We start from the raw sequence: 25,982 nt of genomic DNA, 5'->3' as shown, positions 1-25,982 counted from the left end.
TCGCCCCTCTGGGGCCGCGCTGAGGCGCGTTGGCCGCAAACGGCCTCCGACCGGGCTGGCGCTCCCGCCTGCTCCTAACGCGGCAGTGCCGACGCGCAGCAGACTTTGGGCTGATTCTCATAGCTTGGACTCCAGCACTAGCATCCCCTGCTCCTCGCGCCAGCCCACCCGACCGAGGAAGCTCATGCCCAGCAGCGCCTCATGCGGCGCGCCGCCTTCGAGCACCACAGCTTCGACGCCGAGCACCTCGAGATCGCCGATCTTGACCCGGTCGAGCATCACTCGCCAGCCACGGGCCACGCCGCTGGCGGTATTGACCTGCAAAGGCCGACCACTGACCCGGTAATCGATACCCAGACGCTTGGCATGCGCATCGTTGAGCGCCACCGAGGTGGCGCCGGTATCGACCAGAAACTGCACCGTCTGGCCGTTGACCGAACCGGCCACCCAGTAATGTCCACCGATGCCCTTGGCGATGCTCAAGCGTTTCCTTACCGGCTCGGCGAAACCGGCACTGTATTCACGACTCAGTGGATAGGCACGCTCGACGCCATCGACACGCAGCACTGCGCCCTGCTTGTCGACGCTGACTACTTCTACCCCGCCCGGACCGGTCTGTCCGATCCGCACCAGCTTGCGCTGACCATCGACATTGACCACCGCCGCGCCGGGAAACAGGCCGACCACCTGAACCTGAGAGGCCGCCCAGGAAGAACTCGCACATAGCAGCGCCAGCGCGGCGAGACAGTGACGACGTTGCATGTATGAAGGCCTCCCGGCTCAGTCGAAGGGATAGGGTTGCTGCCAGCGCTCGAAGATCGGCCGCAGCTCACCGCTGGCGATCAGCTGCGTCATACGCTGATCGAAGAGTTCGGCCAGGGCATGACCGCGTGGCGTATCGGCAAAACCTAGATACAGCGGCAACTGCGTCAGATTCGTCACCCGGTATTGCTGCGGCTTGGCGGCCCGGCTCAGCACGTAGTCGACCTCGGGACGGGCATCGATATAGAAATCCGCGTGGCCCAGTTCGAGCATGCCGAGGATACCGTCGCGCCGCTGTACTTCCCGGTAGTCGTGCACATTCGGCAGATATTCCTCGTAACCGTAGCCTCGCACCCAGACCAGCCGGTACTTGCCGAGGCTGTCGAGGGTCGGCACCGGTTTGTCCTTGAGGCCAAGTGCGACGATCTGATCACGATCATAGGGGTGCTTGGGGTAGAACACCGGCCCCTCGACCTCGTCACGATAGGAACCGACCCAGGCATCGGCTTCGCCACGCTGCACCAACCCGACAGAACGGGTGTATGGCACGCTGTGAATATCCAGACGGACGCCTGCCGGCTCGAACACCTCACGCATCACATCCCAGCCCAGACCGCTACCATCGGCTTCGGTATAGGCCTCCCAGATCTCACTGGCCAGGCGTATTTCACCTGGCAGCTCGCTCTGAGCCTGGGCACCAGACAAGGCAGAGAGCATCAGCAGCATCCCCAGCCAGACTTGCCTCATGCGCATGCGCACTCCTTAGAAACCCAGCCCGGCTCCATAATTGGCCCAGCCCCAGACCAATCCTTGCATCGCCAACCAGGCAAAGACCCCGGCAATGACATCATCGAGCATGATGCCGACACCACCATGTACGTGGCGGTCGATCCAGTGAATCGGCCAGGGTTTGACGATGTCGAACAGACGAAACATGAGAAAGCCTAGCAGCAACCAGACCCAACCCTCGGGCACCAACCACAGGGTGATCCACATGCCGACCATTTCATCCCAGACGATGCCTTCGTGATCGTGCACGCGCAGGTCGTCGGCAACCTTGCCGCACAGCCAGAAGCCGAACAGCATGGTCACGCCGAGCATCAGCCAGTAGCCCCAGTCCGGCAGCATCTGCCAAAACGGCACGAATGGCAGTGCCACCAGTGAGCCCCAGGTGCCGGGCGCCTTGGGCAGGGTGCCGGAGCCGAAGCCGAAGGCGATGAAGTGCCAGGGATTGCGCCACACCGAAGGCGGTACGTATTCGGCGGGAACCTGGTTGGGGTGATCGGTCACGCGCACTCCGTCCTGTCAGAAATGTTGGTAGCCGGCACGCGGCGGATCGATGGGCTGGTCGGCAGCATCCAGCAACTGTACCCCAGAGCCGGCCAATATACGGCCGATAACCCGTACATCAGGCCAATCGGCCTGCAGGTCGGCGAGCAGGGCTGGTGGCAGGGTAAAGACGAGGCGGTAGTCGTCGCCGCCGCCCAACGCACAGATCCGAGCCTGTTCTTCACCGGCGAAAGCGCGCAGCGTTGCAGACAGCGGAACACGCGCCAGCTCGATCTCAAGGGCGACCTGTGAGGCCTTGGCGATATGCCCGCAGTCGGCCAACAGGCCGTCGGAAATATCCAGCGCGGCCGTGGCCCGCCCGCGCAAGGCCTGACCCAGGGCCAGTTGCGGCTGCGGCGACCAGTAACGCGCCAGCAAGGGCTCGCCGACTTCAGGAGCTGCCTCACGTTGACCCAATACCAGCGGCAGGGCGCCAGCGGCATCACCCAGTTCGCCACCGACGCAGAGCAGATCGCCAACCTGGGCGCCGCTACGCAACAGCGCCTGCCCGGACGGCACACGGCCAAACACGGTCAGCGTCAGGCTCAACGGGCCCCGCGTGGTGTCGCCACCGACCAGCGCCAGCGAACAGCTCTGCGCCATCGTTTGCAGGCCGCGAGCGAACTCGGCCAGCCAGGTTTCATTGGCGCTCGGCAGGGTCAGGGCGAGGGTAAAGGCCAGCGGCGTAGCGCCCATGGCGGCCAGATCACTGGCGGAAACAGCCAGCGCGCGCTGACCGAGAAGAAAGGCATCGCAGGCTTCGGGGAAATGCACCCCGGCGACCAAGGTGTCGGTGGAAACCACCAGCTGTTCACCGGCGGGCAACGCCAGCAGTGCGCAGTCATCACCAATACCGAGAACCACTCCGTCGCCGCCCTGAGCACAACGGGCGGCGGCGAAGTAGCGACGGATCAGCTCGAACTCATTCACCGCTTGTTGGCGTTGACTTCGGCGGCACGCAGCTTGGGCGCGAGCTTGTCGAGGATGCCGTTGACGAACTTGTGTCCGTCGGTGGCACCGAACACCTTGGCCAGCTCGATACCTTCGTTGATCACCACCTTGTAGGGGACGTCGACGCGGTTCTTCAGCTCGTAGGTGGACAGGCGCAGGATGGCCAGCTCGACCGGATCGATCTCTCCCAGCGGGCGATCGAGCAGGGGCGTGAAGGCCTCGTCCAGCTCGGTCTTCTGCCGCGGCACGCCGTGCAGGATCTCGTGGAAATAGGCACCGTCGACCTTGCTGAAATCGTTGTCGACGCGGAACTGCGCTTCGATCTCGTTCAGCGGCTGCCCGGCGATGTGCCAGGAGTACAGGGCCTGCATGGCCAGGGTGCGGGCTTCACGGCGCGCGAGGATCTTGCCGCTGGGGCCCTTCTTGGCCGGCTGGCCGTTACCGGAGTTGCTCACTTGGCCTCCAACTGCGCCAGCAGGCTGACCATTTCCAGGGCAGACAGCGCAGCTTCGGCACCCTTGTTACCCGCCTTGGTGCCGGAACGTTCGATGGCTTGTTCGATGGAGTCGACAGTCAGGACGCCGAAGGCGACCGGTACGCCGTATTCCATGGAAACCTGGGCCAGGCCCTTGGTGCACTCGCCTGCGACGTACTCGAAGTGCGGAGTGCCGCCACGAATGACCGCGCCCAGGGCAATGATTGCCGCGAACTCGCCACGCTGAGCGACCTTCTGGGTAACCAGCGGAATCTCGAAGGCACCCGGCGCACGGATGATGGTGATATCGCTCTCGCTCACGCCGTGGCGAACCAGGGCGTCGATGGCGCCACTGACCAGGCTCTCGACGACGAAGCTGTTGAAACGGCCTACCACCAGGGCGTATTTGCCCTTCGGGGCGATGAAGGTACCTTCGATGGTCTTCAGGGTCATGACGGGTCTCACATGGGTTAAAGAGCCGGAGCGGCGGTGCGCTCCGAAAATAAAATTCGTTTGGCTGCGTAGCCCGGATGCAATCCGGGGCCAGTGTGCCGATCTTCCCGGATTTCATCCGGGCTACGTGCTTTAGCTACCCTCTCCCATAAATGGGAGAGGGGCAGGGGCGGCCCGCGTAGGGAGAGGGTTAGGCGTTGGCCACAACACCCTCTCCCGCCCTGCGGGCACCCTCTCCCGGAGGGAGAGGGTCATCAGATGCGGCTCTGTCGAGCCGCTTCTTATTTAGAAGGCAGGTATTCTACAACCTCAAGGTCGAAGCCGGATATCGCGTTGAACTTCATCGGCGAACTCATCAGGCGCATCTTGCGTACGCCAAGGTCGCGCAGAATCTGCGAGCCGGCACCCACCGTGCTGTAGGTCGCCGGATTGGCCGGCTGCTGACGGCTGATCAGCGCAAGCAACTCCGGCCCGGTCAGCGGATTACCCAGCAGCAGCACCACGCCGCTGCCAGCCTTGGCTACTTCCGCCATCGCTGCACGCATGCTCCAGCGCCCCGGCTGGTTGACCATGAACAGGTCGCGCAGCGGGTCCATGTTGTGCACGCGCACCAGAGTCGGCTCTTCGGCGCAGATGGTGCCCAGGGTCAGCGCCATGTGCGCGGTGTTCTCCACGCCATCGCGGTAGGTCACCAGGTTGAACTGGCCCAGTTCGGTGTCCAGCGGCTGTTCGCTGATGCGCTCGACGGTGCGCTCGTGGATCAGACGGTAGTGGATCAGGTCGGCGATGGTGCCGATCTTCAGACCGTGCTCTTCGGCGAACTTCTCCAGCTCCGGGCGACGCGCCATGGTGCCGTCGTCGTTCATGATCTCGCAGATTACCCCACTCGGTTCGAAACCGCCCATGCGCGCCAGGTCGCAGGCCGCTTCGGTGTGACCAGCACGCGCCAATACGCCGCCGGGCTGAGCCATCAACGGGAAAATATGGCCCGGACTGACGATGTCCTCGGCCACGGCGTTGCGTGCCACGGCAGCCTGTACGGTGCGCGCGCGGTCGGCGGCGGAGATGCCGGTGGTCACGCCCTCGGCCGCCTCGATGGAGACGGTGAACTTGGTGCCGAAGCCGGAGCCGTTGCGCGGCGCCATCAGCGGCAGCTTGAGCAGCTCGCAGCGTTCGCGGGTCATCGGCATACAGATCAGGCCACGGGCGAAGCGGGCCATGAAGTTGATGTGCTCGGCGGTGACGCATTCGGAGGCGATGATGATGTCGCCTTCGTTCTCACGGTCCTCGTCATCCATGAGGATGACCATCTTGCCGGCGCGGATGTCTTCGATCAGTTCTTCAGCGGTGTTGAGCGCCATCGGGGCGTCTCCTCAATTCTTCAGGTAGCCGTGTTCGGCGAGAAAGCTTTCGGTCAGGCCCGAGGCCTTGGGTTCGGCGGCCTTGTCGCCGAGCAGCAGGCGCTCCAGGTAACGCGCCAGCAGGTCGACCTCGAGGTTGACCTTACGCCCGGCCTGGTAGTCGACCATGATGGTCTCGGCCAGGGTGTGCGGCACGATGGTCAGCTCGAACTCGGCGCCATCGACCGCGTTGACGGTCAGGCTGGTGCCGTCGACGGTGATCGAGCCCTTGTGTGCGATGTACTTGGCCAACTCACGCGGGGCGCGCACCTTGAACTGCACGGCGCGGGCGTTATCGGCGCGCGAGACGATCTCGCCAACGCCGTCGACGTGGCCACTGACCAGGTGCCCGCCGAGGCGACTGGTGGGCGTCAGGGCCTTTTCCAGGTTCACCGCGCTGCCGGGCTTGAGATCGACGAAGGCGGTGCGCGCCAGCGTCTCGCGGCTGACGTCGGCCCAGAAGCCGTCGCCAGGCAGTTCCACAGCGGTCAGGCACACGCCGTTGACGGCGATGCTATCGCCGAGTTTGACGTCACCCAGATCAAGCTTGCCGGTGGCCACGTAGACACGCACGTCGCCCCCCTTGGGCGTCATGGCGCGAATGCTGCCGATGGCTTCGATTATGCCGGTGAACATAAGCCCTCCGGTTTCACGTTGAAGGTATTTCTGAACAGCATGGACGAACTCCTGTTTTGGTCAAAAACAGGGCAATGCCGATCGATAGGGATTTCGCGGACACGCACGAGGCGCCCGTGGAGGGAATCCCGCTCTCTCTTTATCCGGACTATACCGTCGGCCCCGGAATCACACCGGGTCTGCTGGACCTCGCACGGCAGGTGCCGTGGCGAGCGCTCGCGGGCTAGGTTCTGCAAACCATTACCGCCGGTGGGGAATTTCACCCCGCCCTGAGAACGTTGCGGTCATCTGAAATGACCGCGTGGCGTTTTACCATATTTATCGCTGCGCTGCATGGCCTGTAGGTTGCGCTGCGCGCACCAGGGTCAACCGCCAATATGCCAGGCCAGCGCCTGGTCTCGTGCCCGTTCGAGTCGCTGCCACCAGGCAGGGAGGACTTGGAGAAAACTGCGGCAACCGCGGTGCGCACGGCGCACCCTACGAAAAGCGGTAATTTCAGTCCCGTAGGGTGCGCTGTGCGCACCGGGGCTAACCGCCGATTTGCCAGGCCAGCGCCTGCTCCCGCGCCCGTTCGAGTCGCTGCCACCGGGCAAGGGAGACTTGGAGAAAACTGCGGCGGCCGCGGTGCGCACGGCGCACTCTACCTGGCCTTGGGCACTGCAGTGATCTGCCAGTCGTCGCCGATAGCACGAATATCGAGAATCTGCAGTTCCGGCGCCTCGGCCATGCGGTTGAGCGGCAGCTCGAACAGCGGCCGCGCACTGGACCCCAGCAGCTTGGGCGCGATGAAGATGCGGTACTCGTCCACCAACCCGGCACGGGCAAAGGCTCCGGCCAGACGCGGCCCGGCCTCGACCAGCACTTCGTTGACGCCACGGCCAGCCAGCTCCAGCAGCAGCTTGCGCAGGTCGACATGGCCATTGCTGCCCGGCACAGCGAGCAGTTCGTGACCATCGACCAGATAGCGATCACGCGCGGCGGCGGCCGCGCAGGTGGCCACCAGCGCCGGGCCGACCTGGAAGAAGGCCTTGCTCAGCGGCACGCGCAGACGGCCATCGACCAACACCCGCAGCGGCGGCCGCGAAGCGGCCATGAAGGTGGCTTCGACACCCAGCCCCAGCTCGTCAGGGCGCACAGTCAACCGGGCATCGTCCGCCAGCACGGTGTCGGCGCCGCTGAGCACCACGCTGGACTGCGCGCGCAAGCGCTGGACTTCCGCACGCGCCGCCGGGCCGGTGATCCACTGACTCTCACCGCTTGCCATGGCCGTGCGACCATCCAGACTCATCGCCGACTTGACCCGCACCAACGGCAACCCGCTCTCCATACGTTTGATGAAACCAGCATTGAGTGCTCGCGCCTCGCTTTCCAGCACGCCGGACAGCACTTCAATACCGGCATTGGCCAGGCGCAACAGGCCGCGACCAGCGACCTGCGGATTGGGGTCCTGCATCGCCGCGACCACCCTGCCAACGCCAGCGGCGACCAGCGCATCAGCGCAGGGTGGCGTACGCCCGTGGTGGCTGCAGGGCTCCAGTGTGACGTAGGCCGTGGCACCGCGCGCCCGTTCGCCGGCCTGGCGCAAGGCGTGCACCTCGGCGTGCGGCTCACCGGCACGGGCATGCCAGCCCTCGCCGACGATCTCGCCATCACGCACGATGACGCAGCCGACACGCGGATTGGGATGAGTGGAGTAGAGGCCTTTGCGCGCCAGCTTGAGGGCACGCGCCATGAAGATGTGGTCGCGCTCGCTCATCGGCTTTTCGACGGTTCGCGGGCCAGGCGTTCGATTTCCTCGCGGAATTCGTTGAGGTCCTGAAAACGGCGGTAGACCGAGGCGAAACGGATATAAGCCACCTCGTCGAGCTTGCTCAGCTCGGTCATCACCAGCTCGCCGAGCACCAGCGACTTCACCTCGCGCTCGCCGGTGGCACGCAGTTGCTGCTTGATGCGGGCGATGGCCTCTTCCAGGCGCTCGACACTTACCGGGCGTTTTTCCAGCGCACGCTGCATGCCAGCGCGCAGCTTCTCTTCATCGAAGGGCTGACGGCTGCCGTCCTGCTTGATCAGGCGCGGCATCACCAGTTCGGCGGTTTCGAAGGTGGTGAAACGTTCGCCGCAGGCCACGCATTCACGGCGGCGGCGGACCTGGTCGCCCTCGGCGACCAGACGGGAATCGATGACCTTGGTGTCGTTGGCGGCGCAGAAGGGACAATGCATGGCAGGCGCGGGCTAGTGGCGGCAAAGGCGTCATGGTAGCGCATAGAGGCAGCAAGACAAATTAAGCTATGGGGACGCACCTCCAAGAGCCGTACATGCCATGAACCGATACCTGCCCCTCCTGCCACTGGCCCTGAGCGGCCTGCTTGCCGCCTGCGCCAGCGAGCCCACGAACACTGCGCCGCCTATGCCAGCACCTGCAACGGTAGAACGCAGCGATGCGCCGACTCTGGGCCCTGGTCTGCGCGGCGAGTTGCTTGGCGTCGCCGCTGGCGCCGATGTCGACCTGGCACTGTTGGGCGTGGATATGCGCGGCAGGCCGCGTGCCCTGCTCGGCCAGGTTCATCTGCGTGGCAACGGCGAAGCGCTGCCGTTCCATCTGCCGCTGAACACGCAGCAGCCGCCTCAGGATCTGCGCCTGGAACTGCGCGGCCGCGTCAGTCACGCCGGGCGCCTGGTGCAACGTCTGCCGGCGCGCAGCATCGCCGAACTGAGCGATCAGGACCTCGGCGCGCTGCATCTGGTGCCGGCGCCATGAGGCCACCCCAAGCGCTTCAGCAAGCACTCAGCGAACTGCTCGGCGATGCCCGCCTGGTGGCCGAAACCCTGCCGGGTACCGATATCGCCCTGTGGCTGATCGATGCCAGCAACATGGATCGCGCTTTCAACCCCGAGGAAACCCGGCGCATTCTCGAAGAGCCGCCCTACTGGTGCTTCTGCTGGGCCAGCGGCCTGGTGCTGGCGCGCTGGCTGGCCGAGCGCCCCGAGTGGGTGCGTGGCAAACGCGTGCTGGATTTCGGCGCAGGTTCCGGTGTGGCCGCCATCGCCGCAGCCAAGGCCGGTGCCGCCGAAGTGGTAGCCTGCGACCTCGACCCCGTGGCGCTGGCCGCCTGCCGTGCCAATGCCGAGCTCAATGGTGTGACGCTGAACTACTCGGCAGATTTCTTCGCCGAAGCGGATCGCTACGACCTGATCCTGGTGGCCGACGTGCTTTACGATCGTGCCAACCTTCCACTGCTCGATCACTTTTTAAGCCGCGGGCGCCAGGCGCTGGTGGCCGATTCGCGGGTCAAGGACTTCCAGCATCCGCTCTACCAGCGCCTGACAGTGCTGGATGGCTGCACCTGGCCGGACCTGGCCGAGCCGGCGCAATTCCGCGAAGTCAGCCTGTATCATGCGCGACGACCGACGTAGCCCGGATGTAATCCGGGAAACAGGGTGCCGGCCATCCACGGATTGCATCCGGGCTACAGGCAATATCGGCGCCCCCTTGTTTCGCCAGCCACCCGCCCGCATTAATAAGCCATTGCCCTTCTTTTTCGAGACCGACCATGAGCGACTCCCCTTACATCTTCGACATCTCCGGCGCCGCCAGCTTCGAGCAACTGGTGATCGAGAACTCCTTCCACAAACCGGTGCTGGTGGACTTCTGGGCCGAGTGGTGCGCACCGTGCAAGGCGCTGATGCCGATGCTGGCGAAGATCACCGAGGAGTACGCCGGTGAATTGCTGCTGGCCAAGGTCAACTGCGATATCGAGCAGGACATCGTCATGCGCTTTGGCATCCGCAGCCTGCCCACCGTGGTGCTGTTCAAGAACGGTCAGCCGGTGGACGGCTTCGCCGGCGCGCAGCCGGAAGCGGCGATCCGCGAGATGCTCAAACCCCATGTCGCCGAACCAGCTCCCGCCGCTGCCGACCCGATGGAAGTCGCCCAGGCGCTGTTCGCCGAAGGACGCTTTGCCGAAACCGAAGCGCTGCTCAAGCAGGTGCTCACGGAAGACAACGAGCATGCGGCCGCGCTGATCCTCTACGCGCGCTGCCTGGCCGAACGCGGCGAGTTGGGCGAAGCGGAAACCGTCCTCAACGCGGTCAAGGGCGACGAACACAAGCAGGCGCTGGCCGGTGCCAAGGCGCAGCTGACCTTCCTGCGCCAGGCCGTCGACCTGCCTGACGCCGCCACACTGAAAAGCCGTCTGGCACAGAACGCCGAGGACGACGAAGCGGTGTATCAGTTGGCCGTGCAACAACTGGCGCGCCAACAGTACGAAGCGGCACTGGACGGCCTGCTCAAGCTGTTCGTGCGCAATCGCAGCTACAGCGACGGCTTGCCGCACAAGACCCTGCTGCAGGTGTTTGACCTGCTCGGCGGCGACCACCCGCTGGTCACCACCTACCGCCGCAAGCTGTATCAGGCGATCTACTGATCTTAGGGTTTTTCACGCAGGGTGTGCCACCGCAGGCCTCTCCAGGCCTGCCCGGTGCGCGCGGTGTTCAGCCTACGGACCACTCAGGCGAGACGTTGGCCTGCCACGGATGGCCTTTGTAGGGTGCGCCATGCGCACCGGAATCTCGCCAGGTCCAGCAGGTAATGCCTGATGCGCGCAGCGCACCCGACGAAGGGCCAGAGCGGGCCGCAAGCCCTACTCCGTCACCCAGTGATAGATCGGCGCATCCGCACCGGTTTCCATGCGGATCTGCTCGCAATGACGCAGACGCACCAGCAGGCGTTTGCCTGCAGCTTCGCCACCCGCCAGCGCAGCCAGCTGCGCCATCAGCCGTGGCCCTTCGACCTGCCCCGCATCGCGTACCAGCTGCAATGCGGTCTGCCATAGCGCATCACCCGCATCCGTCATGGGAGTCGCTGCCACCACATTGGCGGCCGGCGTAACCGCCACATGCTGCGCAAATTGCGCCCAATCCTCGGCATCCAGCTCCAGCGTCAGGTCCACCGGCCAGTCGCCAATGCGCCCACGTATTCGCACCATGTTCAGCCTCCAGTCATGATCTTGCATGCTCCCATGACAGCGGCAGACTGGCCAGTTCGCCACGAAAGTTGTTATAACGTAACAATCGAATCGTACCTACGCTGGAGACAACCATGCGCCACCTGCTGCTCGCCCTGCCCTTCGCCCTGCTGCCCCTGGTCGCCGCCCAGGCGCAAGAGCACAGCCACGATCACGACCATGAACATTCCCACGACAGCCTGGGTGCTCACGAGCACGGCGTTGCCAGCCTCAATGCCGCGCTGGACGGCAACCTGCTGGAGCTGCAACTCGAAAGTCCGGCGATGAACCTGGTCGGCTTCGAACATGCCGCCAAGAGCGATGCCGACAAGGCCAAGGTCGCGGCAGCCAAACGTGAACTGGAGCAGCCCATCAGCCTGTTCGCCCTGACCAGCGGCGACTGTAAGGCCACCCTGGTCGAACTGGAAAGCCCACTGTTCGCCGACGCAGACCACGACCACGACCACGACCACGACCACGACCATCATGATCATGAGAGCGAACACAGCGATATCCACGCGCACTATCGCTTCGAATGCGCCAAGGCCAACGAATTGAAACAACTGGATCTGGCCGAGCTGTTCAAACGCTTCCCCGCCACCGAGAAGATTCAGGTACAACTGATCGGCCCGAACGGCCAGCAGGGCGTGGAGCTGACTCCAGCCCAGCCACGCCTGTCTTTCTGATGCCGTAGGGTGGACCGGGGCGCGTAGCTGGCGCTCGTTTCACCCACCACGCCAGCGTTGTGGGAGGGCCAGGTGGCGACCTGCTTTAGCCGCGAAAAAGCTCGCTGCCAAAGCGCCTCCCGCAAAACCTGCTCAGGAGGTATGAATGCCATCCTCGAGTTCTGCTAACACAATCAGGCCACCATGCCCGGCTTTTCATGAACGACGATTCGAAGAAACCATGACCCAACCTCTGATCGAACTCGCCGATCTCGGCTTCGCCTGGCCCGGCCAGACGCAGTTGCTGGATATTCCCGATTTCACCCTGGCGCGTGGCGAGACCCTGTTTCTCAAGGGGCCCAGCGGCAGCGGCAAGACCACCCTGCTCGGCCTGCTCGGCGGCGTGCAACGGGCGCAGAACGGCCATATCCGCCTGCTCGGCCAGGACCTGGGCCAGCTTTCGGCCGGCGCCCGAGACCGTTTTCGCGTCGATCACACCGGCTACATCTTCCAGCAGTTCAACCTGCTGCCGTTTCTTTCCGTGCGCGAGAACGTCGAGCTGCCCTGCCGCTTCTCGCGACTGCGTGCCGAACGCGCACGCCAGCGCCATGGCAGCATCGATGCGGCCGCCGCGGCGCTGCTCGACCACCTCGGCCTGCGCGCCGACCTGCTCGGCCGCCGCGCCGACGAGCTGTCCATCGGCCAGCAACAGCGCGTCGCCGCTGCCCGCGCGCTGATCGGCCAACCGGAGCTGGTGATCGCCGACGAACCGACCTCGGCACTGGACTTCGACGCCCGCGAGGCCTTCTTGCAATTGCTCTTCGCCGAATGCCGCGCTGCCGGCGCCAGCCTGCTGTTCGTCAGCCACGACCAGAGCCTGGCCGCGCTGTTCGACCGCAGTATCTCGCTGAGCGAGCTGAACCGCGCCGCCAAGTCCGTCGAGGTCTGAGATGCACCTGATTCGTATCGCCCTGGCCAGCCTGGCCAACCGCCGCTTCACCGCCCTGCTCACCGTGTTCGCCATCGCACTCTCGGTGTGCCTGCTGCTGGCCGTCGAACGCGTACGTACCGAGGCACGTGCCAGCTTCGCCAACACCATCAGCGGCACCGATCTGATCGTCGGTGCCCGCTCGGGCAGCGTGAACCTGCTGCTGTACTCGGTGTTTCGCATCGGCAACGCCACCAACAACATCCGCTGGGACAGCTTCGAACACTTCGCCAACCACCGTCAGGTGAAGTGGGCCATTCCCATTTCCCTTGGCGATTCGCACCGCGGCTATCGGGTAATGGGCACCAGCACCGCCTATTTCGAGCATTACCGCTACGCCCGCAGCCAGGCGCTGAAGCTGGCACAGGGCCGCGAGTTTGCCGACGATCCCTTCGAAGTGGTGTTAGGCGCGGAGGTGGCGCAGGCGCTGGGCTACGGCCTCGGCGAGAAGATCGTCCTGGCACACGGCGTCGCCACCATCAGCCTGGTCAAGCATGACGACAAGCCGTTCACCGTGGTCGGTATCCTCGAACGCACCGGGACACCGGTCGACCGCACGCTGCACATCTCCCTGGCCGGGATGGAGGCGCTGCATATCGACTGGCAGAACGGCATGCCGGCACGCGGTGCTGCTCAGATCAGCGCCGATCAAGCCCGCACCATGGACCTGCAACCCAAGCAGATCACCGCGCTCATGCTCGGTCTCAACAGCAAGATCGCCACCTTCAGCCTGCAACGGGAAATCAATGAATTCCGCGGCGAGCCGCTGCTGGCGATCCTGCCGGGCGTCGCGCTGCAGGAACTGTGGAGCCTGATGGGCACCGCCGAGCAGGCGCTGTTCGTGGTCTCGCTGTTCGTCGTGTTGACCGGTCTGATCGGCATGCTCACGGCGATCCTCACCAGCCTCAACGAGCGTCGCCGGGAAATGGCCATCCTGCGCTCGGTGGGCGCCCGTCCCTGGCATATCGCCAGCCTGTTGGTGCTGGAGGCCTTCACCCTGGCGCTGGCCGGCGTGGCCTTCGGTGTCGCGCTGCTCTATCTGGGCATAGCCAGCAGCCAGGGTTTCGTGCAGGCCAATTACGGCCTGTACCTGGCACTCAATGCGCCGTCGAGTTACGAATGGAAACTGCTGGGTGGCATTCTCGCCGCAGCCGTGGCGATGGGCAGCGTACCGGCCTGGCGGGCCTATCGGCAGTCGTTGGCCGATGGGCTGTCGATCAGGCTCTGAGAGCCTGTTCGCGATCTGCTGCGCGTCGGCGCTACTGCGTTAAAAACAAGCTCGGAATGCTCATGTACAAAAGTACACTCCGCTTCCTCCCTTGTTTTTGCCTTGTATCGCTCTAGCTCGCAAGATCGTGAACAAGGCTCTAAGGGAAAGTTGAGAGCGCCTGTCGTACACTGCGCAGGCGCTCTTACTACGAGGTTCCTCATGTCCCGCCCCCTGCTCGCCACCCTGCTGCTGACCCTGGCACTGCCGCTGGCCGCCGCTGATGTGCGCGAACTCACCTGGTCCGAGCTGATTCCGCCGGATGCTCCGCCGCAGGTCATCGACCCCGCGCCGATCCATGATCTATCGCAATTGGCCGACGCCCTGGCCGAGTCCGGCCCGGCCGCGATGCAACAATCGCCAGCCGCACCGGTGGTCAAGGAACTCAATGGCCAGCAGGTGAAACTGCCCGGCTACATCGTGCCGCTGGACGTGACCGATGAAGGCCGGGTAGTGGAGTTTTTGCTGGTGCCCTACTTCGGCGCCTGCATCCACGTGCCGCCACCACCATCGAACCAGATCGTGCATGTCACCAGCGAGCTCGGTGTACTGCTCGACGCGCTGTACCAGCCGTTCTGGGTGGAAGGACCGCTGAAAACCGAGCACGTCAGCAGCGAACTGGCCGAGGTCGGCTACCAGATGGAAGCGAACAAGATCTACGCCTACGAGCTGCCCGATAGCTGAGCCCTGCCGGGCATTCGTAGGTGTGGCTGTGGGAGCAGCTTCAGCCGCGAAATGACTCGCGGATAAATCGGAACGCCTACAGATACGCCACCCAAGAAAAAAGCCAGACCCTGGGGCCTGGCTTTTTACTTGGTGCGCGCGGCGCATCCTACGGGCGGCGGCCACCCGCGTAGGGTGAGCCGCGCGCACCGACGAACGACTCAACTGCGACTGGCGACCCGGTTCTCCCGCTCGAAACGCAACTCGCTTTCGGCCCATTGCCGCCACGAACGCACCTTGGCTCGCTCGGCACCTCCACGTTCGGCTCGCGCCAGCGCATCCAGGCCGGCCTGCCAGCGCGACTGCTCCAGCTCCAGTTGAGCGACGTACAGCCAGTGCTTGCCGTTACCGCTTCGCTCGGCCAACGGCCGCAGCACGCGCACTGCAGCGGAGCGATCACGCGCCTGCCACCAGAACAGACCCAGGCGCTCCTGGCGCGCAGCGGTGTTGGCCAGCAGGCCGCTGTCGAGCATCCCGGCGAGCAGCTTGGCGCCCTGCCAGGGCTGATCCGCAGCACCGGCGAGCAACACCAGATTGTCCAGCTCCGACTCGCTGAAGCGTAGGCCTTTGCTGTGCGCCGCACGCAAGGTCGCCAGCGCCTTGTCGTTGCTGCCAGCCATCTGCTGCAGACCGGCCAGTTGGCGCCAGCCCTTGGCATCATTCGGCTGGCGCACCAGCAGTTGACGTTGCCAGCGCTCAGCCTGGGCGTAGCGTTTCAGATCGGCGTTGGCCCCCACCAGAAACTGCAGCCAGATGTCCGCCGCATTGGGATTGGCCTGCACGTAGCGCTCGGCCAGCGGCAACGCCTTGGCCGGCTGGTTCATGCCCTGGTAGGCCTGCACCAGCATCTGCAACACCTCCTCGGAGGCGCTGGCCTGATTCGGCGCCAGCAACTCGACGACCTTGGCGTAGCGGCGCTCGCCCAGGTTGAGCTTGGCCAGATTGAGGCGCTCGCCAGCCAGCATCTCAGCGTCCAGCTTGCCGCTGCGCACGGCCTTGTCCAACCAGTCGATGGCCTGGCCGTTGTTGCCGGCGGACCAGGCCACATAGGCCTTGCTGCGCCAGACCAGCGCTTCTTCGAAACTGCCACTCTTGGCCTGGACGCCATCGAGCGCACGCCTTGCGGCGGCATAGTCACCCTTCTGCTGCGCGGCCTGCGCCGTGTTCAGTGCCTTGAACACGGCCGGGTCCACGGTCTGCTGGGCCATGCCAGGCACGGCCGCAGCACTGAGCATCACGAGCAACAACCAACGGTACATGGTCAGCTCCTTTCCAGACGGAAGTAGAGGGTTTTAACCGCTTCGCGGTCCACCGCCAGGCCACCCTCGGTACGCGGCGCGAAGCGCCAGCGAGATGCGGCACGGCGCGCTTCGCGCTCGAAAACGTTACGCGGGTTGGCCTCCAGCACGCGGATGTTCTCCACGTTGCCGGAGCGATTGATGGTGAAAGCCAGTTTGACGAAACCTTCGATGCCACGCTGCAGCGCATAACGCGGGTATTCCGGACGCACGTCGTTGAGCGGCATGACTTCGCTCTCCATGCCGCCCATCTGCCCGCCGGATTCGGCGGCCTCGCTCGGCGGCGTCGGAGCCGGAGCACCCGGAGCAAGGCCGGAAAGGCTCGGTGCCGGCGCGCTGTTGACGGCAATACCACTGGCCAGGCTGGGCAGTTGGATATCCAGCGCCGGCAGGTTGGCATTCGGCGTGGCCGTTTGCGGCGTCGGCGGCGTGGGCGGCTGCGGCGTTTGCGGCTGCGGCGGCTGCGGTGCCTGCTGACGGGTACGGGTGGCCGTCTCGCTGGCGTTACCGTCCATGCGCACAAAATTGGCCACGCTGACCGGGTCCTGGTTCACCTTGGCGCTCGGCGGCGCGACCATGTACAGCATAAGGGCGAACAGCCCCAGGGCCATCAGGCAGGCACCAAGGAAAGACAGCGGCAGGCGCATCAGTTGACTCCGCTACCGGCAGCCAGGGCAACATCCTGCACGCCGGCCAGACGCGCCTGATCCATCACCTGGACGACCAGGCCGGTACGCGCATCCTGATCGGCCTGCACCACCACGGCGCCTTCCGGCTGATCGACGCGCATGCGCTCGACGTGAGCGCGCACGCTGCGGATGTCCACTGGCTGCTTGTCCATCCAGATCTGCCCGTCAGCAGTCACGGCGATGAGGATGTTGCCCTTGTCCTGCGGGCTGGCGGTTTCCGCCTGCGGGCGCTGCACCTCGACCCCTGACTCACGAATGAAGGAGCTGGTGACGATGAAGAAGATCAGCATGATGAAGACCACGTCGAGCATCGGCGTGAGGTCGATACCGGTGTCTTCGTCCTGCTGGTGGTGACGACGCATTCTCATGTTGGGCGATCTCAGTCGTGACGCAGCTGGTCGGCCAGCCGCTCGATGGCCTGGCTGGCTTCGCGTTCGAGACGCGCCAGGCTGAACAATCCAGGAATGGCCAGAACCATGCCGGCCATGGTCGGCAGGGTCGCCTGCCAGACGCCTGCGGCCATGCCGCGTGGGTTACCGGTGCCGTTGAGGGCGAGCACATCGAACACGGCGATCATGCCGAGCACCGTGCCAAGCAACCCCAGCAGTGGATACAGCGCCACCAGGGTCTTGCCCAGGCGCAGCGGCGCCGCCAGTTGCTGACGCGCCTGCGCCAGCCAGGCCAGGCGCACGGCGCGCTGCCAGTTGCCGTTGTCATCGGCGAGCACCTGTTGCCAGGCCTCGCGGCGCTCCTGCACCCAGCGCGGAAAAATCCTGCGCATGTACCAGAAACGCTCGAACACCAGGGTCCAGAACACCACGCAGAGCACCGCCAGCGCCCACATCACCACGCCGCCGGCGCCCATGAAGTCGAGCAGTGCATAGGCACTGTCGACTGCACGCAGCCAGAAGGCGAACAGATCAGTCACGGCGCGGCGCTCCCGACAGGTGCAGGGCAATCAGACCGGCGCTCTGCTGTTCCAGAATCTGGATCAGGCCCTTGCTGCGGCTGGCCAACAGGCTGTGCAGGAACAGCAGCGGGATGGCCACCACGAGACCGAGCACGGTGGTCACCAGCGCCTGGGAAATACCGTCTGCCATCAGGCGCGAATCGCCGCCACCACTCTGGGTGATGGCCTGAAAGGTCACGATCATGCCGGTCACGGTGCCCAGCAGGCCGAGCAGCGGTGCCACGGCGGCGAGCAGCTTGAGCAGGCCCTGGCCTTTCTCCAACGGCGGCGTCTCCTGCAGGATCGCTTCGTCGAGCTTCAGCTCCAGCGTCTCCAGGTCCGCCAGTTGCGGCTTGGCGCCCAGCACACCGATCACACGGCCCAGCGGGTTGTCATTGCGTGGTGCGCTGAGGTCATGCATCTGTGCCTTGACGCCACTGCCAACGCGGCCCAGATAGACCATGCGCCACACGGCCAGAAGCAGGCCGAAAGCACCCAGCGCGACGATCACCCAGCCGACCAGACCGCCTTGCTGCAGACGATCCCACAGGGTCGGCTGTTGTTGCAGTTGCGCCAGCAGGCTGCCACGGCTCGGGTCGATGGGCAGCGTGGCGAGTGCATCGGTGCTGCTCAGGTAGTCCTTGACCTGGCCCAGGCCAGACGGTTGACGCGGCGGCGCCACCAGTTGCCCGGCATCGGCGTCGTAGCGCAGGAAGGCATCTTCGCCATATACGGCGAACGCGCCGACACGCAGCACCTGCTGCTCCTGGCGCGAACCATCGGCATTCACCACCGGCAACTGCAGGCGTTCGATACGGCCGCTGGCAGCCAGGTCTTCGAGCAGCAGCATCCAATAGCCGTCGAGGTCTTCGGCGGACGGCAGCGAGCGGCTTTCAGCCAATGCCTTGAGGCGCTTCAGACGCTCCGGATACTGAGCGTTGAGCAGGCTATCCTGCCATTGCCCGGCAACATCACCGGCACTCTGGCGCACCACACCGAACAGTTCACCGAGGTGACCGACACGCTGCGCCAGCAGTTTTTCCTGCTCGGCCAGTTCGGCCTCCTGACGATCGAACTCGGCTTTCAGACGCTCGCTTTCGGCTTTCTGGGTATTCAGCGCAGAGCGGGCAGCGGCCAGCAGTTGCGCTTGCTCACTGCGCTTGGCGAGAAACGCCTGCTCGCGCTCCTGCATGGCGCTGACTTCGGCAGCGCGCTCGCTGCGAATGCGCTGCAGCAGTTGATCAGGGTTGAGGGTTTCGGCCACTGCGGCCAGTGCCGGCAACAGGCTGAGCGCCAGTACGGCTACAACACGACGACTCATTGTGCGGCCTCCTCGGCCAGGGTCTTGATCGGCAGAGACAGCACGGCGGGCGCCTGCTGCTGACGGGCAATGGCGATGGCCTGGGTCAGCGGACGACGCGCGCTGCCGTCGAGCACTTCCCAGGCCTTGGTCTGCGGGTTCCACCAGCCGCTCTCGTGGGCATCGAGGGTCTGGTAATAGAGCATGCTGCGGCCCAGACGCAAGAACTCGACGCTACGCGAGCCGCCATCGGCCTGGTTCAGCTCGCCACGCCAGGCTTCCAGGGTACGACCGTAGTCGCTCTCGATCTGGTAGGCCTCGAGGATTCGGCGATATTTGTCGGCCAGGCTGACGTCGGCACGCGGCAACAGATCCTGCAACTGAGCCAGGCGATCCTCGCGTTCTTCAGGCAGGAACGGCAGATCCGCGGCAATGAACTCGCCCAGTACCTCGACCATCTTGACCATCTGCGGGCTCACCGCTTCCTGGGTACGTTCGATGCCATCGAGCTGCTTCTGGTAACTGGCCAACTCCTGACGCTGGGCTTCGACCAGGTCACGAAGTTGACTGTTATAACCTTTCAAAGCCTCAGCCTGCTGCAAGGCATTTCGGTACTCATTGAGCATCTCGCGGCTGGCGTCATCCAGCTGTTCGACACGGCCCTGAGAGGCTTTCGCCTCGGCGGCCAGGCGCTGGCTTTCGTCAAGCGCAGCATCCAGCGGCGCGGCAAGCAGCGAGCCGCTGCTGAGCATCAGTGCCACGGCCAGGGAACGGAGGGGGAAGCGATTCATGCGCAGAGGGTCCTCGACAGACAGGCTTGCTTCAAAAAGAGAAACATTATCATCTACAGACGCATTCGAAGCAATGGACAAAACACCGCAACAGAGCGCGCCGATCTATTGAGCCAGGTCAAAAAGTGGATTGTTGCTTGGCTTAGCATTGATTTCAGCCAAAGACACAACCGACTCGAACTGGAGCTCGCTATGTACAAATCACTGTTCACTGCCTCGCTGCTGGCCCTGGCCATCGCCGCCCCCGTCGCCCAAGCCCACCAGGCTGGCGACATCCTCATCCGTGCAGGCGCTATAACTGTCAATCCGGAGGCCGACTCGTCCAGCGTCAAGGTCGATCGTGGCGGTCTCGCCGGCACCGACCTGGGCGGCAAGGCAACCCTGAACAGTGATACTCAGCTGGGTCTGAACTTCGCCTACATGCTCACCGACAATCTGGGCATCGAGTTGCTGGCGGCAACGCCGTTCGAACACGATGTGAAGATCAAAGGCACCGTCCTCGATGCAGCCAATGGCAAGCTGGGCTCGCTCAAGCACCTGCCACCGACCCTGAGCCTGGTGTACTACCCGCTGGACGCCAAGTCGGCCTTCCAGCCCTATGTTGGCGCCGGTATCAACTACACCTGGATCTTCGACGAGCACGTCGGCAGCGCTGCCAGCGCCAATGGCTTCAACAACTTCCGCGCCAAGAACTCCTGGGGTCTCGCCTGGCAGGTAGGCGCCGACTACATGCTGACCGACAGCCTGATGATCAACGCACAGGTGCGCTATATCGATATCGACACCACCGCTTACGTCGACAACACTGCGCTTGGCGTACGGGCCAAGGTCGACGTGGACGTCGACCCCCTCATCTACATGGTCGGCCTGGGCTACAAGTTCTGACAGCCCTCGCAGAAATGAAGAAGCCGGCAGATGCCGGCTTTTTCATTTCCCCGATGCGCAGCCCGAGCTACCTTTGGTGCGCACGGCGCACCCTACGGTGCGTGCTCCGGATAGCACGCCGATAGCCCGGCTATGCGTAGGGTGCGCCGCGCGCACCGATGAAGGCGCATTTTTCGCCGCGCACAGCGCATACGGAACGGCACAACCACGGGATCTAACCGTCGCGGCGCCTCACGTTTCCGGCAGCTTACAGCCCGAGCAGTTGGCGCAATCCTTCACGCAGCGGCGTCTGCTCTGGCATGCGGTAGTGAGCCTGCAAGCGCGCATTGTCAGCACGCGAATGGCGAATATCGCCAGCGCGTGCCGGTAAGTGCGTCACCGGCGGCAAACCGCCGCAAAGCACGCCGATCTCAGCCAGCAATTGATTGAGGCTTACCGCCTGGCTCCACCCCACATTGAGCGGATCACTCACCACCTGCTCGCTGAGCAAGCCCTGCATCAACAGCACGACCAGATCACCGACATAAAAGAAATCGCGAGTCTGCTCACCATCACCGAAGACGCTGATCGGCAGCCCCTGCTGCGCGCGCTGGGTGAAGATGCTGATCACCCCGGAGTACGGCGATGATGGATCCTGGCGCGGCCCGAAGATATTGAAGAAACGAAACACCGCCGGCTCCAGAGCATGCTGGCGGCGGTAGAAATCCAGGTAGTGCTCGCCGGCCAGCTTGTCGGCCGCATAGGGCGTCAGCGGCGCCTTGGCGGTCGCTTCGTCGATGGCTACGCCCTCGCCGTTGTTGCCATAGATGGCCGCGCTGGAGGCATAGACCACGCGTCGCACGCCATGCTGGCGCATGGCCTCGCAGACATTCAGGGTGCCGATGAAATTGCTCTGGTGCGTGGACACCGGATCATCCACCGAAGCCTGCACCGACGCTACCGCTGCCAGATGCGCCACACCTGCGCAACCAGCGACCGCCTGCGCGACCACCTCGGCATCGGCGACGTCGCCCTCGATGAAGCGCAAACGCGGGTTGTCCAGCGGCAGGTTGCTGCGCTTGCCCATGGACAGATTGTCCAGCACGCGCACTCCGTGCCCAGCGGCCAGCAAGGCGTCGACCAGGTTTGAACCGATAAAGCCCGCACCACCCGTTACGAGAAATTCAGCCATGGCGATAGTAACGATCCAGTAAGCTCGGCAGAGCAGAGCGCCAAGCGCGCGGCTTGATGCCGAAGGTGTGAAGAATCTTCTTGCAGGCCAGCACGGCGTGCTGCGGCTCATCGACTGCATCCGGACGAGCGGCGTGCGCTTGCGGCGCGACATCCTCGACCAGATTGCTGCGATAGTGACGCGCCTCACTCAGTACCGCCTGCCCCAGGCTCAGCGACGTACTCGCTTCATGGCCTCCGTAGTGATAGGTGCCCCACAGGGGCGACTCGCAATCGAGCTGCTTGAGCACCGCCAGAATCACCCGCGCGGCATCGTCCACCGGCGTCGGGTTACCGCGCCGGTCATCGGCGAGATAGAGGGCATCGTCGCGCTCGGCGCGCAGCAGAAAGCGCCCCAGTAGCCCCTCACGACTGTCATCGAGCAGCCAGCCAAAGCGCAGCAGCACATGACGCGGACAGATCGCTCGCACGCTCTGCTCCAGACGCCATAACGCCTGGCCACGCAGCCCGAGGGGGATCGGCTCTTCCTTTTCACTGTAAGCAGTAACCCGCGAACCATCGAAGACCCGATAGCTGGACGGCTGAAGTAACACGATGGAATGGTGCTGGCACAGCTCTGCCAGACGCTCCACCGCGCGCTCCTGCGTATGCAGGCGCGACTCAACCACCGACTCGGCCTGGAACCAGTCGAAGTAGTAGGCCAGGTTGATCAGTGCATCCGGGCGGGTCTCGTCGAGCAGTTCGGTCAGACTGGCGGCGTCCCAACCGTCTTCCGGCGGGCGTGGCGCGAGGAAGCCGATATCTTCCTCGGCGCCAAGACGGATCAGCGCTTGCCCCAGGGCGCTACCGCCGCCCAGCAGCATCAGGCGCATTCGCATGGTGGCTCGGGTGACTCCAGAATTGTTCTGCCAGCCGGTGTGGCGGCGATGATGGCCGATATTCTGCTGGTTTTACCCGGTGTCGTCACCCTGCAATCACGCGCTGCAGTGGATCGGTAGCAGGTTCTCCGGCTTGATCGAAGGCTTGCTGCGCCCGGGCGATCTCGGCGACATTGCGCTCCACCCAGTGGTCGATGGCGCGAATCGGCTCGCTGAGCGAATGCCCCAGCGGCGTCAACGAGTACTCCACGCGAGGTGGCACCTCGGCGTAGGCCTGGCGTGCGACTAGACCAAAGCGCTCCAGGCGGCGAATCGTCTGAATCAGCATCTTCTCCGAGATGCCCTCGACACGCCGACGCAACTCGGCGGTGCGCAAGGTGCCGCCATGCGCCAGCGCGTGGATCAGCAGCAGCGACCACTTGTCAGCGATCACTGCGAGCACATGGCGCGCTGGGCAAACGCCACTGAATACATTGCCGAGGCGGACGTCATCGGGCATCGCAGTGACTCCAATACTTACCAGTAGGTGGGTACTTGCTCAAAAGAAAGCAAAGAGTAAGCTCTTTCGCGCCCACCCTCCACCCATGAACACAAGGAATCTCGCATGAAGCTTTACTACAAAGCCGGCGCCTGCTCACTCTCGCCACACATCGCCCTGCGCGAAGCCGGTATCGAATTCGAGATGGAAGCGGTTGACCTTCAAACCAAGCGCACCGAGTCGGGCGCCGATTTCACCCAGATCAACGCCAAGGGTTATATCCCCGCCCTGGTACTGGACAACGGCAAGGTACTGACCGAAGGAGCGGCTATCGCGCAGTACATCGCCGACCTCAAGCCTGAAAGCGGCCTGGCGCCAGCCAATGGCAGCGAAGCGCGCTACCAGTTGCAGAGCTGGCTGAGCTTCATCTCCACAGAACTGCACAAACCGATGGGCAGCCTGTTCAATCCGACCCAGAGCGAAGACTGGAAAGCCGCAGCAAAGACGCTGCTGAGCAAGCGTCTGAACTGGCTCGTGATGGAGATGGGGGAGCGCGAATACCTGCTGGGTGAGCATTTCACCGTAGCCGATGGCTATCTGTTCACCGTACTGGGTTGGGCCGCTCCGGTCGGATTCTCACTCGAGCCGTGGCCAAGCTTGCAGGCCTACCGTGCGCGCATCGCTGCACGCCCGAAAGTGATCGAGGCGCTCAAGGCAGAAGGCCTGATCTGAGGCCTTAAAGAAAAACCCCGAGGTTAGCCTCGGGGTTTTCGTATCAGCTCGGTATCACGCGTCAGAACGGGATATCGTCATCAAAGCTGTCGTAGTCAGGCGCTGGCTGAGCCTGCTGCGGCGCAGGACGCTCCTGACGCGGGGCCTGCTGCGGCTCGCGCTGCGGGGCCGGACGCGATTGACGCGGAGCGCCGCCTTCATCACCGCTCGGACGACCGCCCAGCAGCTGCATGGTGCCCTGCATGTCGACGATGATCTCGGTGGTGTAGCGCTTGATGCCGTCCTTTTCCCACTCGCGGGTCTGCAGCTTGCCTTCGATGTACACCTGCGAACCCTTGCGCAGGTACTCGCCGGCGATCTCGGCGACCTTGCCGAACAGGGCGACGCGGTGCCATTCGGTCTTCTCGACCTTCTGCCCGGTCTGCTTGTCGGTCCACTGCTCGCTGGTGGCCAGGCTCAGGTTGGTGACCGCGTTGCCGCTGGGCAGGTAGCGTGTTTCCGGGTCCTGGCCGCAGGTACCGACCAGAATGACTTTGTTAACCCCACGGGCCATAACGTTCTCCTAGACTCGGCACGCCGCCGGTGCCGATATGATCAGGCTTTCCAGCGTCGTGCGATCCACTTGTTGGGTATCGACTTTGATATAGATGGCCGCTTCGTCGACCACCACCACGGCGTCCGCCACTCCCGGCGTTGCCTTGAGGCGTTCGACCAGTCCGACATCGGCCAGTGCCGCGGCATCGAGCGGCAGGCGCAAACTGGTCACGTACGGCGGTTCGCGCATAGTAACAGCAATAGCCAGCCAAATTGCACAGAGCGCGGCGCAGCCGATGAACACACTGCTCAGGCCTATGTGCTGGTAAAGCCAGCCGCCGAGAATGCCGCCCAGGGCTGCGCCGAGGAACTGGCTGGTGGAATAGACGCCCATCGCAGTGCCCTTGCCGCCTGCCGGCGCCACCTTGCTGACCAGTGACGGCAGCGAGGCTTCGAGCAGGTTGAAGGCGGTGAAGAACACCACGATACCCAGTACCAGCGCCCGCAGGCTGCTGCCGAAGAAGGCGAAGTAGAGCTCGCAAGCCAACAACACGCTGACGGCACCGAGCAGCACGCGCTTCATCTGGCGCTTTTTCTCGCCATAGATGATGAACGGCACCATGCCGAAGAAACCGATCAACAGCGCGGTGAGATACACCCACCAGTGCTCTTCCTTGACCAACCCGCCCTGCTCCACCAGCGCCAGCGGCAAGGCGACGAAACTGGCCATGAGCACCGCATGCAGAGCCAGGATGGCGAAGTCCAGACGCAGCAGGTCGGTGTGCCTGAGGGTCGGCCACAGCGCCTGCGCCGCCACGCCTGATTCACGATGCTGCAGCGGGCCAGCGTCTTTCGGCACGATGCCGGCGACGATCAGAATGCCGAGCAACGCCATCGCCGCCGTCGCCCAGAACAGACCGGACAGGCCGAAGGCGCGAGTCAGCAGCGGACCAACGACCATGGCCACGGCGAACGACAGGCCAATGCTCATGCCGATCATGGCCATGGCCTTGGTGCGATGCTGCTCACGGGTCAGATCCGACAACAGCGCCATTACCGCTGCAGAAATCGCACCGGCGCCCTGCAGCACACGCCCGGCGATCACGCCCCAGATCGAATCGGCATTGGCCGCCAGCACGCTGCCTGCAGCAAAAATCAGCAAGCCGGCGTAGATCACCGGGCGCCGGCCAATACGGTCACTGAGCATGCCGAAGGGAATTTGCAGCACAGCCTGGGTCAGGCCATAGGCACCGATGGCCAGGCCGATCAGCGCAGGCGTGCTGCCCGCCAGATCCATGCCGTAGGTGGCCAGCACCGGCAGCACCATGAACATACCCAGCATACGAAACGCGAACACCATAGCCAGGCCGCCGGCCGCGCGGGTCTCGCTACTACTCATGCGCTCGCTGTGCGGATCGTGCATCGAATAAACCCTGAGGAAATCAGCCGGCGATTCTAGCAGCCGTCGTCGTTTCGGCACAGGCGCACACTTTGCCGCAGGGTAGCGCCAGGCCCTATACTCGACCGTTTTCCGCCCGCCCAGCGAGGCCGTTGTAGGGAGCCTGTAAAAGCGTTAGCGAGGCAGCTAGCGCAAGGCGAAAGTAGGCGAAGAAGCGCAGCTTACGA

31 protein-coding genes and 1 riboswitch are annotated in these 25,982 nt (G+C 64.2%); of the genes, 9 read left to right on the top strand and 22 right to left on the bottom strand.

All coding sequences use genetic code 11. From position 1 onward, the window contains the following. Nucleotides 1–117: 117 nt before the first annotated feature. The 10 genes from GV002_RS03125 to nrdR all read right to left on the bottom strand — a co-directional run bounded on the left by GV002_RS03125 (nucleotide 118) and on the right by nrdR (nucleotide 8,226). Nucleotides 118–762 carry a retropepsin-like aspartic protease family protein gene (locus GV002_RS03125; RefSeq protein WP_160016997.1) on the bottom strand — a complete coding sequence of 215 codons (645 nt, stop codon included), beginning with the start codon at nucleotides 760–762 and terminating at the stop codon, nucleotides 118–120. An 18-nt stretch (nucleotides 763–780) separates the two neighbouring features. Continuing rightward, a complete protein-coding gene (locus GV002_RS03120) occupies nucleotides 781–1,515 on the bottom strand; it encodes a substrate-binding periplasmic protein (protein ID WP_160016996.1) in 735 nt (244 codons plus the stop codon). Nucleotides 1,516–1,524: 9 nt separating this feature from the next. Continuing rightward, complete coding sequence (locus tag GV002_RS03115) at nucleotides 1,525–2,052, bottom strand: phosphatidylglycerophosphatase A (RefSeq protein ID WP_160016995.1); 528 nt, start codon at nucleotides 2,050–2,052, stop codon at nucleotides 1,525–1,527. 15 nt (nucleotides 2,053–2,067) lie between these two features. Next, complete coding sequence (thiL, locus tag GV002_RS03110; RefSeq protein WP_160016994.1) at nucleotides 2,068–3,021, bottom strand: thiamine-phosphate kinase; 954 nt, start codon at nucleotides 3,019–3,021, stop codon at nucleotides 2,068–2,070. Beyond that, the gene (nusB, locus tag GV002_RS03105; protein ID WP_160016993.1) at nucleotides 3,018–3,497 is read right to left on the bottom strand and encodes a transcription antitermination factor NusB; all 480 of its coding nucleotides are present in this window, start codon (nucleotides 3,495–3,497) and stop codon (nucleotides 3,018–3,020) included. Before nusB ends, thiL begins: the two co-directional genes overlap by 4 nt. Continuing rightward, a complete protein-coding gene (gene ribE / locus GV002_RS03100) occupies nucleotides 3,494–3,970 on the bottom strand; it encodes a 6,7-dimethyl-8-ribityllumazine synthase (protein ID WP_003243999.1) in 477 nt (158 codons plus the stop codon). The genes nusB and ribE overlap by 4 nt, the downstream gene beginning before the upstream one ends. Nucleotides 3,971–4,251: 281 nt before the next feature. Further along, nucleotides 4,252–5,331 (bottom strand): bifunctional 3,4-dihydroxy-2-butanone-4-phosphate synthase/GTP cyclohydrolase II, encoded by a 1,080-nt coding sequence (gene ribBA / locus GV002_RS03095; RefSeq protein ID WP_160016992.1) that lies wholly within the window; start codon nucleotides 5,329–5,331, stop codon nucleotides 4,252–4,254. Nucleotides 5,332–5,343: 12 nt separating this feature from the next. Then, complete coding sequence (locus GV002_RS03090; RefSeq protein WP_017675583.1) at nucleotides 5,344–6,006, bottom strand: riboflavin synthase; 663 nt, start codon at nucleotides 6,004–6,006, stop codon at nucleotides 5,344–5,346. Between the two features lie 126 nt (nucleotides 6,007–6,132). Next, nucleotides 6,133–6,287, bottom strand: a riboswitch (FMN riboswitch). A 359-nt stretch (nucleotides 6,288–6,646) separates the two neighbouring features. Next, entirely contained in the window at nucleotides 6,647–7,762 is a 1,116-nt protein-coding gene (gene ribD / locus GV002_RS03085; protein ID WP_160016991.1) for a bifunctional diaminohydroxyphosphoribosylaminopyrimidine deaminase/5-amino-6-(5-phosphoribosylamino)uracil reductase RibD, read from the bottom strand. After that, complete coding sequence (gene nrdR / locus GV002_RS03080; protein ID WP_003243991.1) at nucleotides 7,759–8,226, bottom strand: transcriptional regulator NrdR; 468 nt, start codon at nucleotides 8,224–8,226, stop codon at nucleotides 7,759–7,761. The genes ribD and nrdR overlap by 4 nt, the downstream gene beginning before the upstream one ends. Nucleotides 8,227–8,326: 100 nt before the next feature. Here nrdR and GV002_RS03075 point away from each other — a divergent pair, with 100 nt between their 5' ends. From GV002_RS03075 to trxA, 3 genes are all read left to right on the top strand, one after another. Further along, on the top strand, nucleotides 8,327–8,764 hold the full coding sequence (locus GV002_RS03075) for a hypothetical protein (protein ID WP_160016990.1): 438 nt from the start codon (nucleotides 8,327–8,329) through the stop codon (nucleotides 8,762–8,764). Then, entirely contained in the window at nucleotides 8,761–9,420 is a 660-nt protein-coding gene (locus GV002_RS03070) for a class I SAM-dependent methyltransferase (protein ID WP_160016989.1), read from the top strand. Before GV002_RS03075 ends, GV002_RS03070 begins: the two co-directional genes overlap by 4 nt. Nucleotides 9,421–9,557: 137 nt before the next feature. Further along, nucleotides 9,558–10,430, top strand: a complete 873-nt coding sequence (gene trxA, locus GV002_RS03065; RefSeq protein WP_160016988.1) for a thioredoxin — start codon at nucleotides 9,558–9,560, stop codon at nucleotides 10,428–10,430. Between the two features lie 216 nt (nucleotides 10,431–10,646). On the opposite strand, the gene GV002_RS03060 is transcribed toward trxA, so the two are convergent. Continuing rightward, nucleotides 10,647–10,991, bottom strand: a complete 345-nt coding sequence (locus tag GV002_RS03060; protein ID WP_160016987.1) for a hypothetical protein — start codon at nucleotides 10,989–10,991, stop codon at nucleotides 10,647–10,649. A 113-nt stretch (nucleotides 10,992–11,104) separates the two neighbouring features. Here GV002_RS03060 and GV002_RS03055 point away from each other — a divergent pair, with 113 nt between their 5' ends. The 4 genes from GV002_RS03055 to GV002_RS03040 all read left to right on the top strand — a co-directional run bounded on the left by GV002_RS03055 (nucleotide 11,105) and on the right by GV002_RS03040 (nucleotide 14,613). Next, nucleotides 11,105–11,695, top strand: coding sequence for a DUF2796 domain-containing protein (locus GV002_RS03055; protein WP_160016986.1), 591 nt, complete (start codon nucleotides 11,105–11,107; stop codon nucleotides 11,693–11,695). Between the two features lie 220 nt (nucleotides 11,696–11,915). Further along, nucleotides 11,916–12,623: an ABC transporter ATP-binding protein gene (locus tag GV002_RS03050; RefSeq protein ID WP_160016985.1), complete on the top strand. Its 708-nt coding sequence runs from the start codon at nucleotides 11,916–11,918 to the stop codon at nucleotides 12,621–12,623. Nucleotide 12,624: 1 nt separating this feature from the next. Further along, a complete protein-coding gene (locus GV002_RS03045; RefSeq protein WP_160016984.1) occupies nucleotides 12,625–13,890 on the top strand; it encodes an ABC transporter permease in 1,266 nt (421 codons plus the stop codon). 201 nt (nucleotides 13,891–14,091) lie between these two features. Beyond that, nucleotides 14,092–14,613 carry a DUF3299 domain-containing protein gene (locus GV002_RS03040; RefSeq protein WP_160016983.1) on the top strand — a complete coding sequence of 174 codons (522 nt, stop codon included), beginning with the start codon at nucleotides 14,092–14,094 and terminating at the stop codon, nucleotides 14,611–14,613. Between the two features lie 200 nt (nucleotides 14,614–14,813). On the opposite strand, the gene GV002_RS03035 is transcribed toward GV002_RS03040, so the two are convergent. Genes GV002_RS03035 through GV002_RS03010 form a run of 6 tightly spaced genes read right to left on the bottom strand, consistent with a single transcriptional unit; the run spans nucleotide 14,814 to nucleotide 19,679 of the window. Then, complete coding sequence (locus GV002_RS03035; RefSeq protein ID WP_160016982.1) at nucleotides 14,814–15,911, bottom strand: tetratricopeptide repeat protein; 1,098 nt, start codon at nucleotides 15,909–15,911, stop codon at nucleotides 14,814–14,816. 2 nt (nucleotides 15,912–15,913) lie between these two features. Continuing rightward, nucleotides 15,914–16,597, bottom strand: a complete 684-nt coding sequence (locus GV002_RS03030) for an energy transducer TonB (RefSeq protein WP_160016981.1) — start codon at nucleotides 16,595–16,597, stop codon at nucleotides 15,914–15,916. Then, on the bottom strand, nucleotides 16,597–17,007 hold the full coding sequence (locus GV002_RS03025) for an ExbD/TolR family protein (protein ID WP_021489595.1): 411 nt from the start codon (nucleotides 17,005–17,007) through the stop codon (nucleotides 16,597–16,599). Before GV002_RS03025 ends, GV002_RS03030 begins: the two co-directional genes overlap by 1 nt. Before the next feature lie 11 nt (nucleotides 17,008–17,018). Beyond that, nucleotides 17,019–17,567, bottom strand: a complete 549-nt coding sequence (locus tag GV002_RS03020; RefSeq protein WP_074682460.1) for a MotA/TolQ/ExbB proton channel family protein — start codon at nucleotides 17,565–17,567, stop codon at nucleotides 17,019–17,021. After that, the gene (locus GV002_RS03015) at nucleotides 17,560–18,909 is read right to left on the bottom strand and encodes a MotA/TolQ/ExbB proton channel family protein (RefSeq protein ID WP_160016980.1); all 1,350 of its coding nucleotides are present in this window, start codon (nucleotides 18,907–18,909) and stop codon (nucleotides 17,560–17,562) included. The genes GV002_RS03020 and GV002_RS03015 overlap by 8 nt, the downstream gene beginning before the upstream one ends. Next, on the bottom strand, nucleotides 18,906–19,679 hold the full coding sequence (locus GV002_RS03010) for a DUF3450 domain-containing protein (RefSeq protein ID WP_079782694.1): 774 nt from the start codon (nucleotides 19,677–19,679) through the stop codon (nucleotides 18,906–18,908). Before GV002_RS03010 ends, GV002_RS03015 begins: the two co-directional genes overlap by 4 nt. A 192-nt stretch (nucleotides 19,680–19,871) precedes the next feature. Between GV002_RS03010 and GV002_RS03005 the strand changes: the two genes are divergently transcribed. Then, on the top strand, nucleotides 19,872–20,564 hold the full coding sequence (locus GV002_RS03005) for an OmpW/AlkL family protein (RefSeq protein ID WP_074858075.1): 693 nt from the start codon (nucleotides 19,872–19,874) through the stop codon (nucleotides 20,562–20,564). A 247-nt stretch (nucleotides 20,565–20,811) separates the two neighbouring features. Here GV002_RS03005 and GV002_RS03000 read toward each other — a convergent pair whose 3' ends face one another. From GV002_RS03000 to GV002_RS02990, 3 genes are all read right to left on the bottom strand, one after another. Continuing rightward, complete coding sequence (locus GV002_RS03000) at nucleotides 20,812–21,735, bottom strand: NAD-dependent epimerase/dehydratase family protein (RefSeq protein WP_074858072.1); 924 nt, start codon at nucleotides 21,733–21,735, stop codon at nucleotides 20,812–20,814. Beyond that, nucleotides 21,728–22,612, bottom strand: coding sequence for a sugar nucleotide-binding protein (locus GV002_RS02995; RefSeq protein WP_074858069.1), 885 nt, complete (start codon nucleotides 22,610–22,612; stop codon nucleotides 21,728–21,730). Before GV002_RS02995 ends, GV002_RS03000 begins: the two co-directional genes overlap by 8 nt. 85 nt (nucleotides 22,613–22,697) lie before the next feature. Next, complete coding sequence (locus GV002_RS02990) at nucleotides 22,698–23,111, bottom strand: winged helix-turn-helix transcriptional regulator (RefSeq protein ID WP_108233736.1); 414 nt, start codon at nucleotides 23,109–23,111, stop codon at nucleotides 22,698–22,700. A gap of 105 nt (nucleotides 23,112–23,216) precedes the next feature. Between GV002_RS02990 and gstA the strand changes: the two genes are divergently transcribed. Continuing rightward, nucleotides 23,217–23,822 (top strand): glutathione transferase GstA, encoded by a 606-nt coding sequence (gene gstA, locus GV002_RS02985; protein WP_160016979.1) that lies wholly within the window; start codon nucleotides 23,217–23,219, stop codon nucleotides 23,820–23,822. 61 nt (nucleotides 23,823–23,883) lie between these two features. Here the strand turns inward: gstA and GV002_RS02980 are convergent, their stop codons facing one another. Both GV002_RS02980 and GV002_RS02975 read right to left on the bottom strand, forming a co-directional pair. After that, nucleotides 23,884–24,375, bottom strand: a complete 492-nt coding sequence (locus GV002_RS02980; protein ID WP_003463262.1) for a single-stranded DNA-binding protein — start codon at nucleotides 24,373–24,375, stop codon at nucleotides 23,884–23,886. 9 nt (nucleotides 24,376–24,384) lie between these two features. Further along, entirely contained in the window at nucleotides 24,385–25,779 is a 1,395-nt protein-coding gene (locus GV002_RS02975; RefSeq protein WP_160016978.1) for an MFS transporter, read from the bottom strand. Nucleotides 25,780–25,982: the final 203 nt, after the last annotated feature.

This window comes from Pseudomonas sp. 8O (assembly GCF_902506495.1).
GTDB lineage: Bacteria > Pseudomonadota > Gammaproteobacteria > Pseudomonadales > Pseudomonadaceae > Aquipseudomonas > Aquipseudomonas chaetocerotis.
The sequence above is the reverse complement of the archived record's forward strand: the minus strand, read 5'-3'. Positions and strand labels throughout refer to the sequence as shown.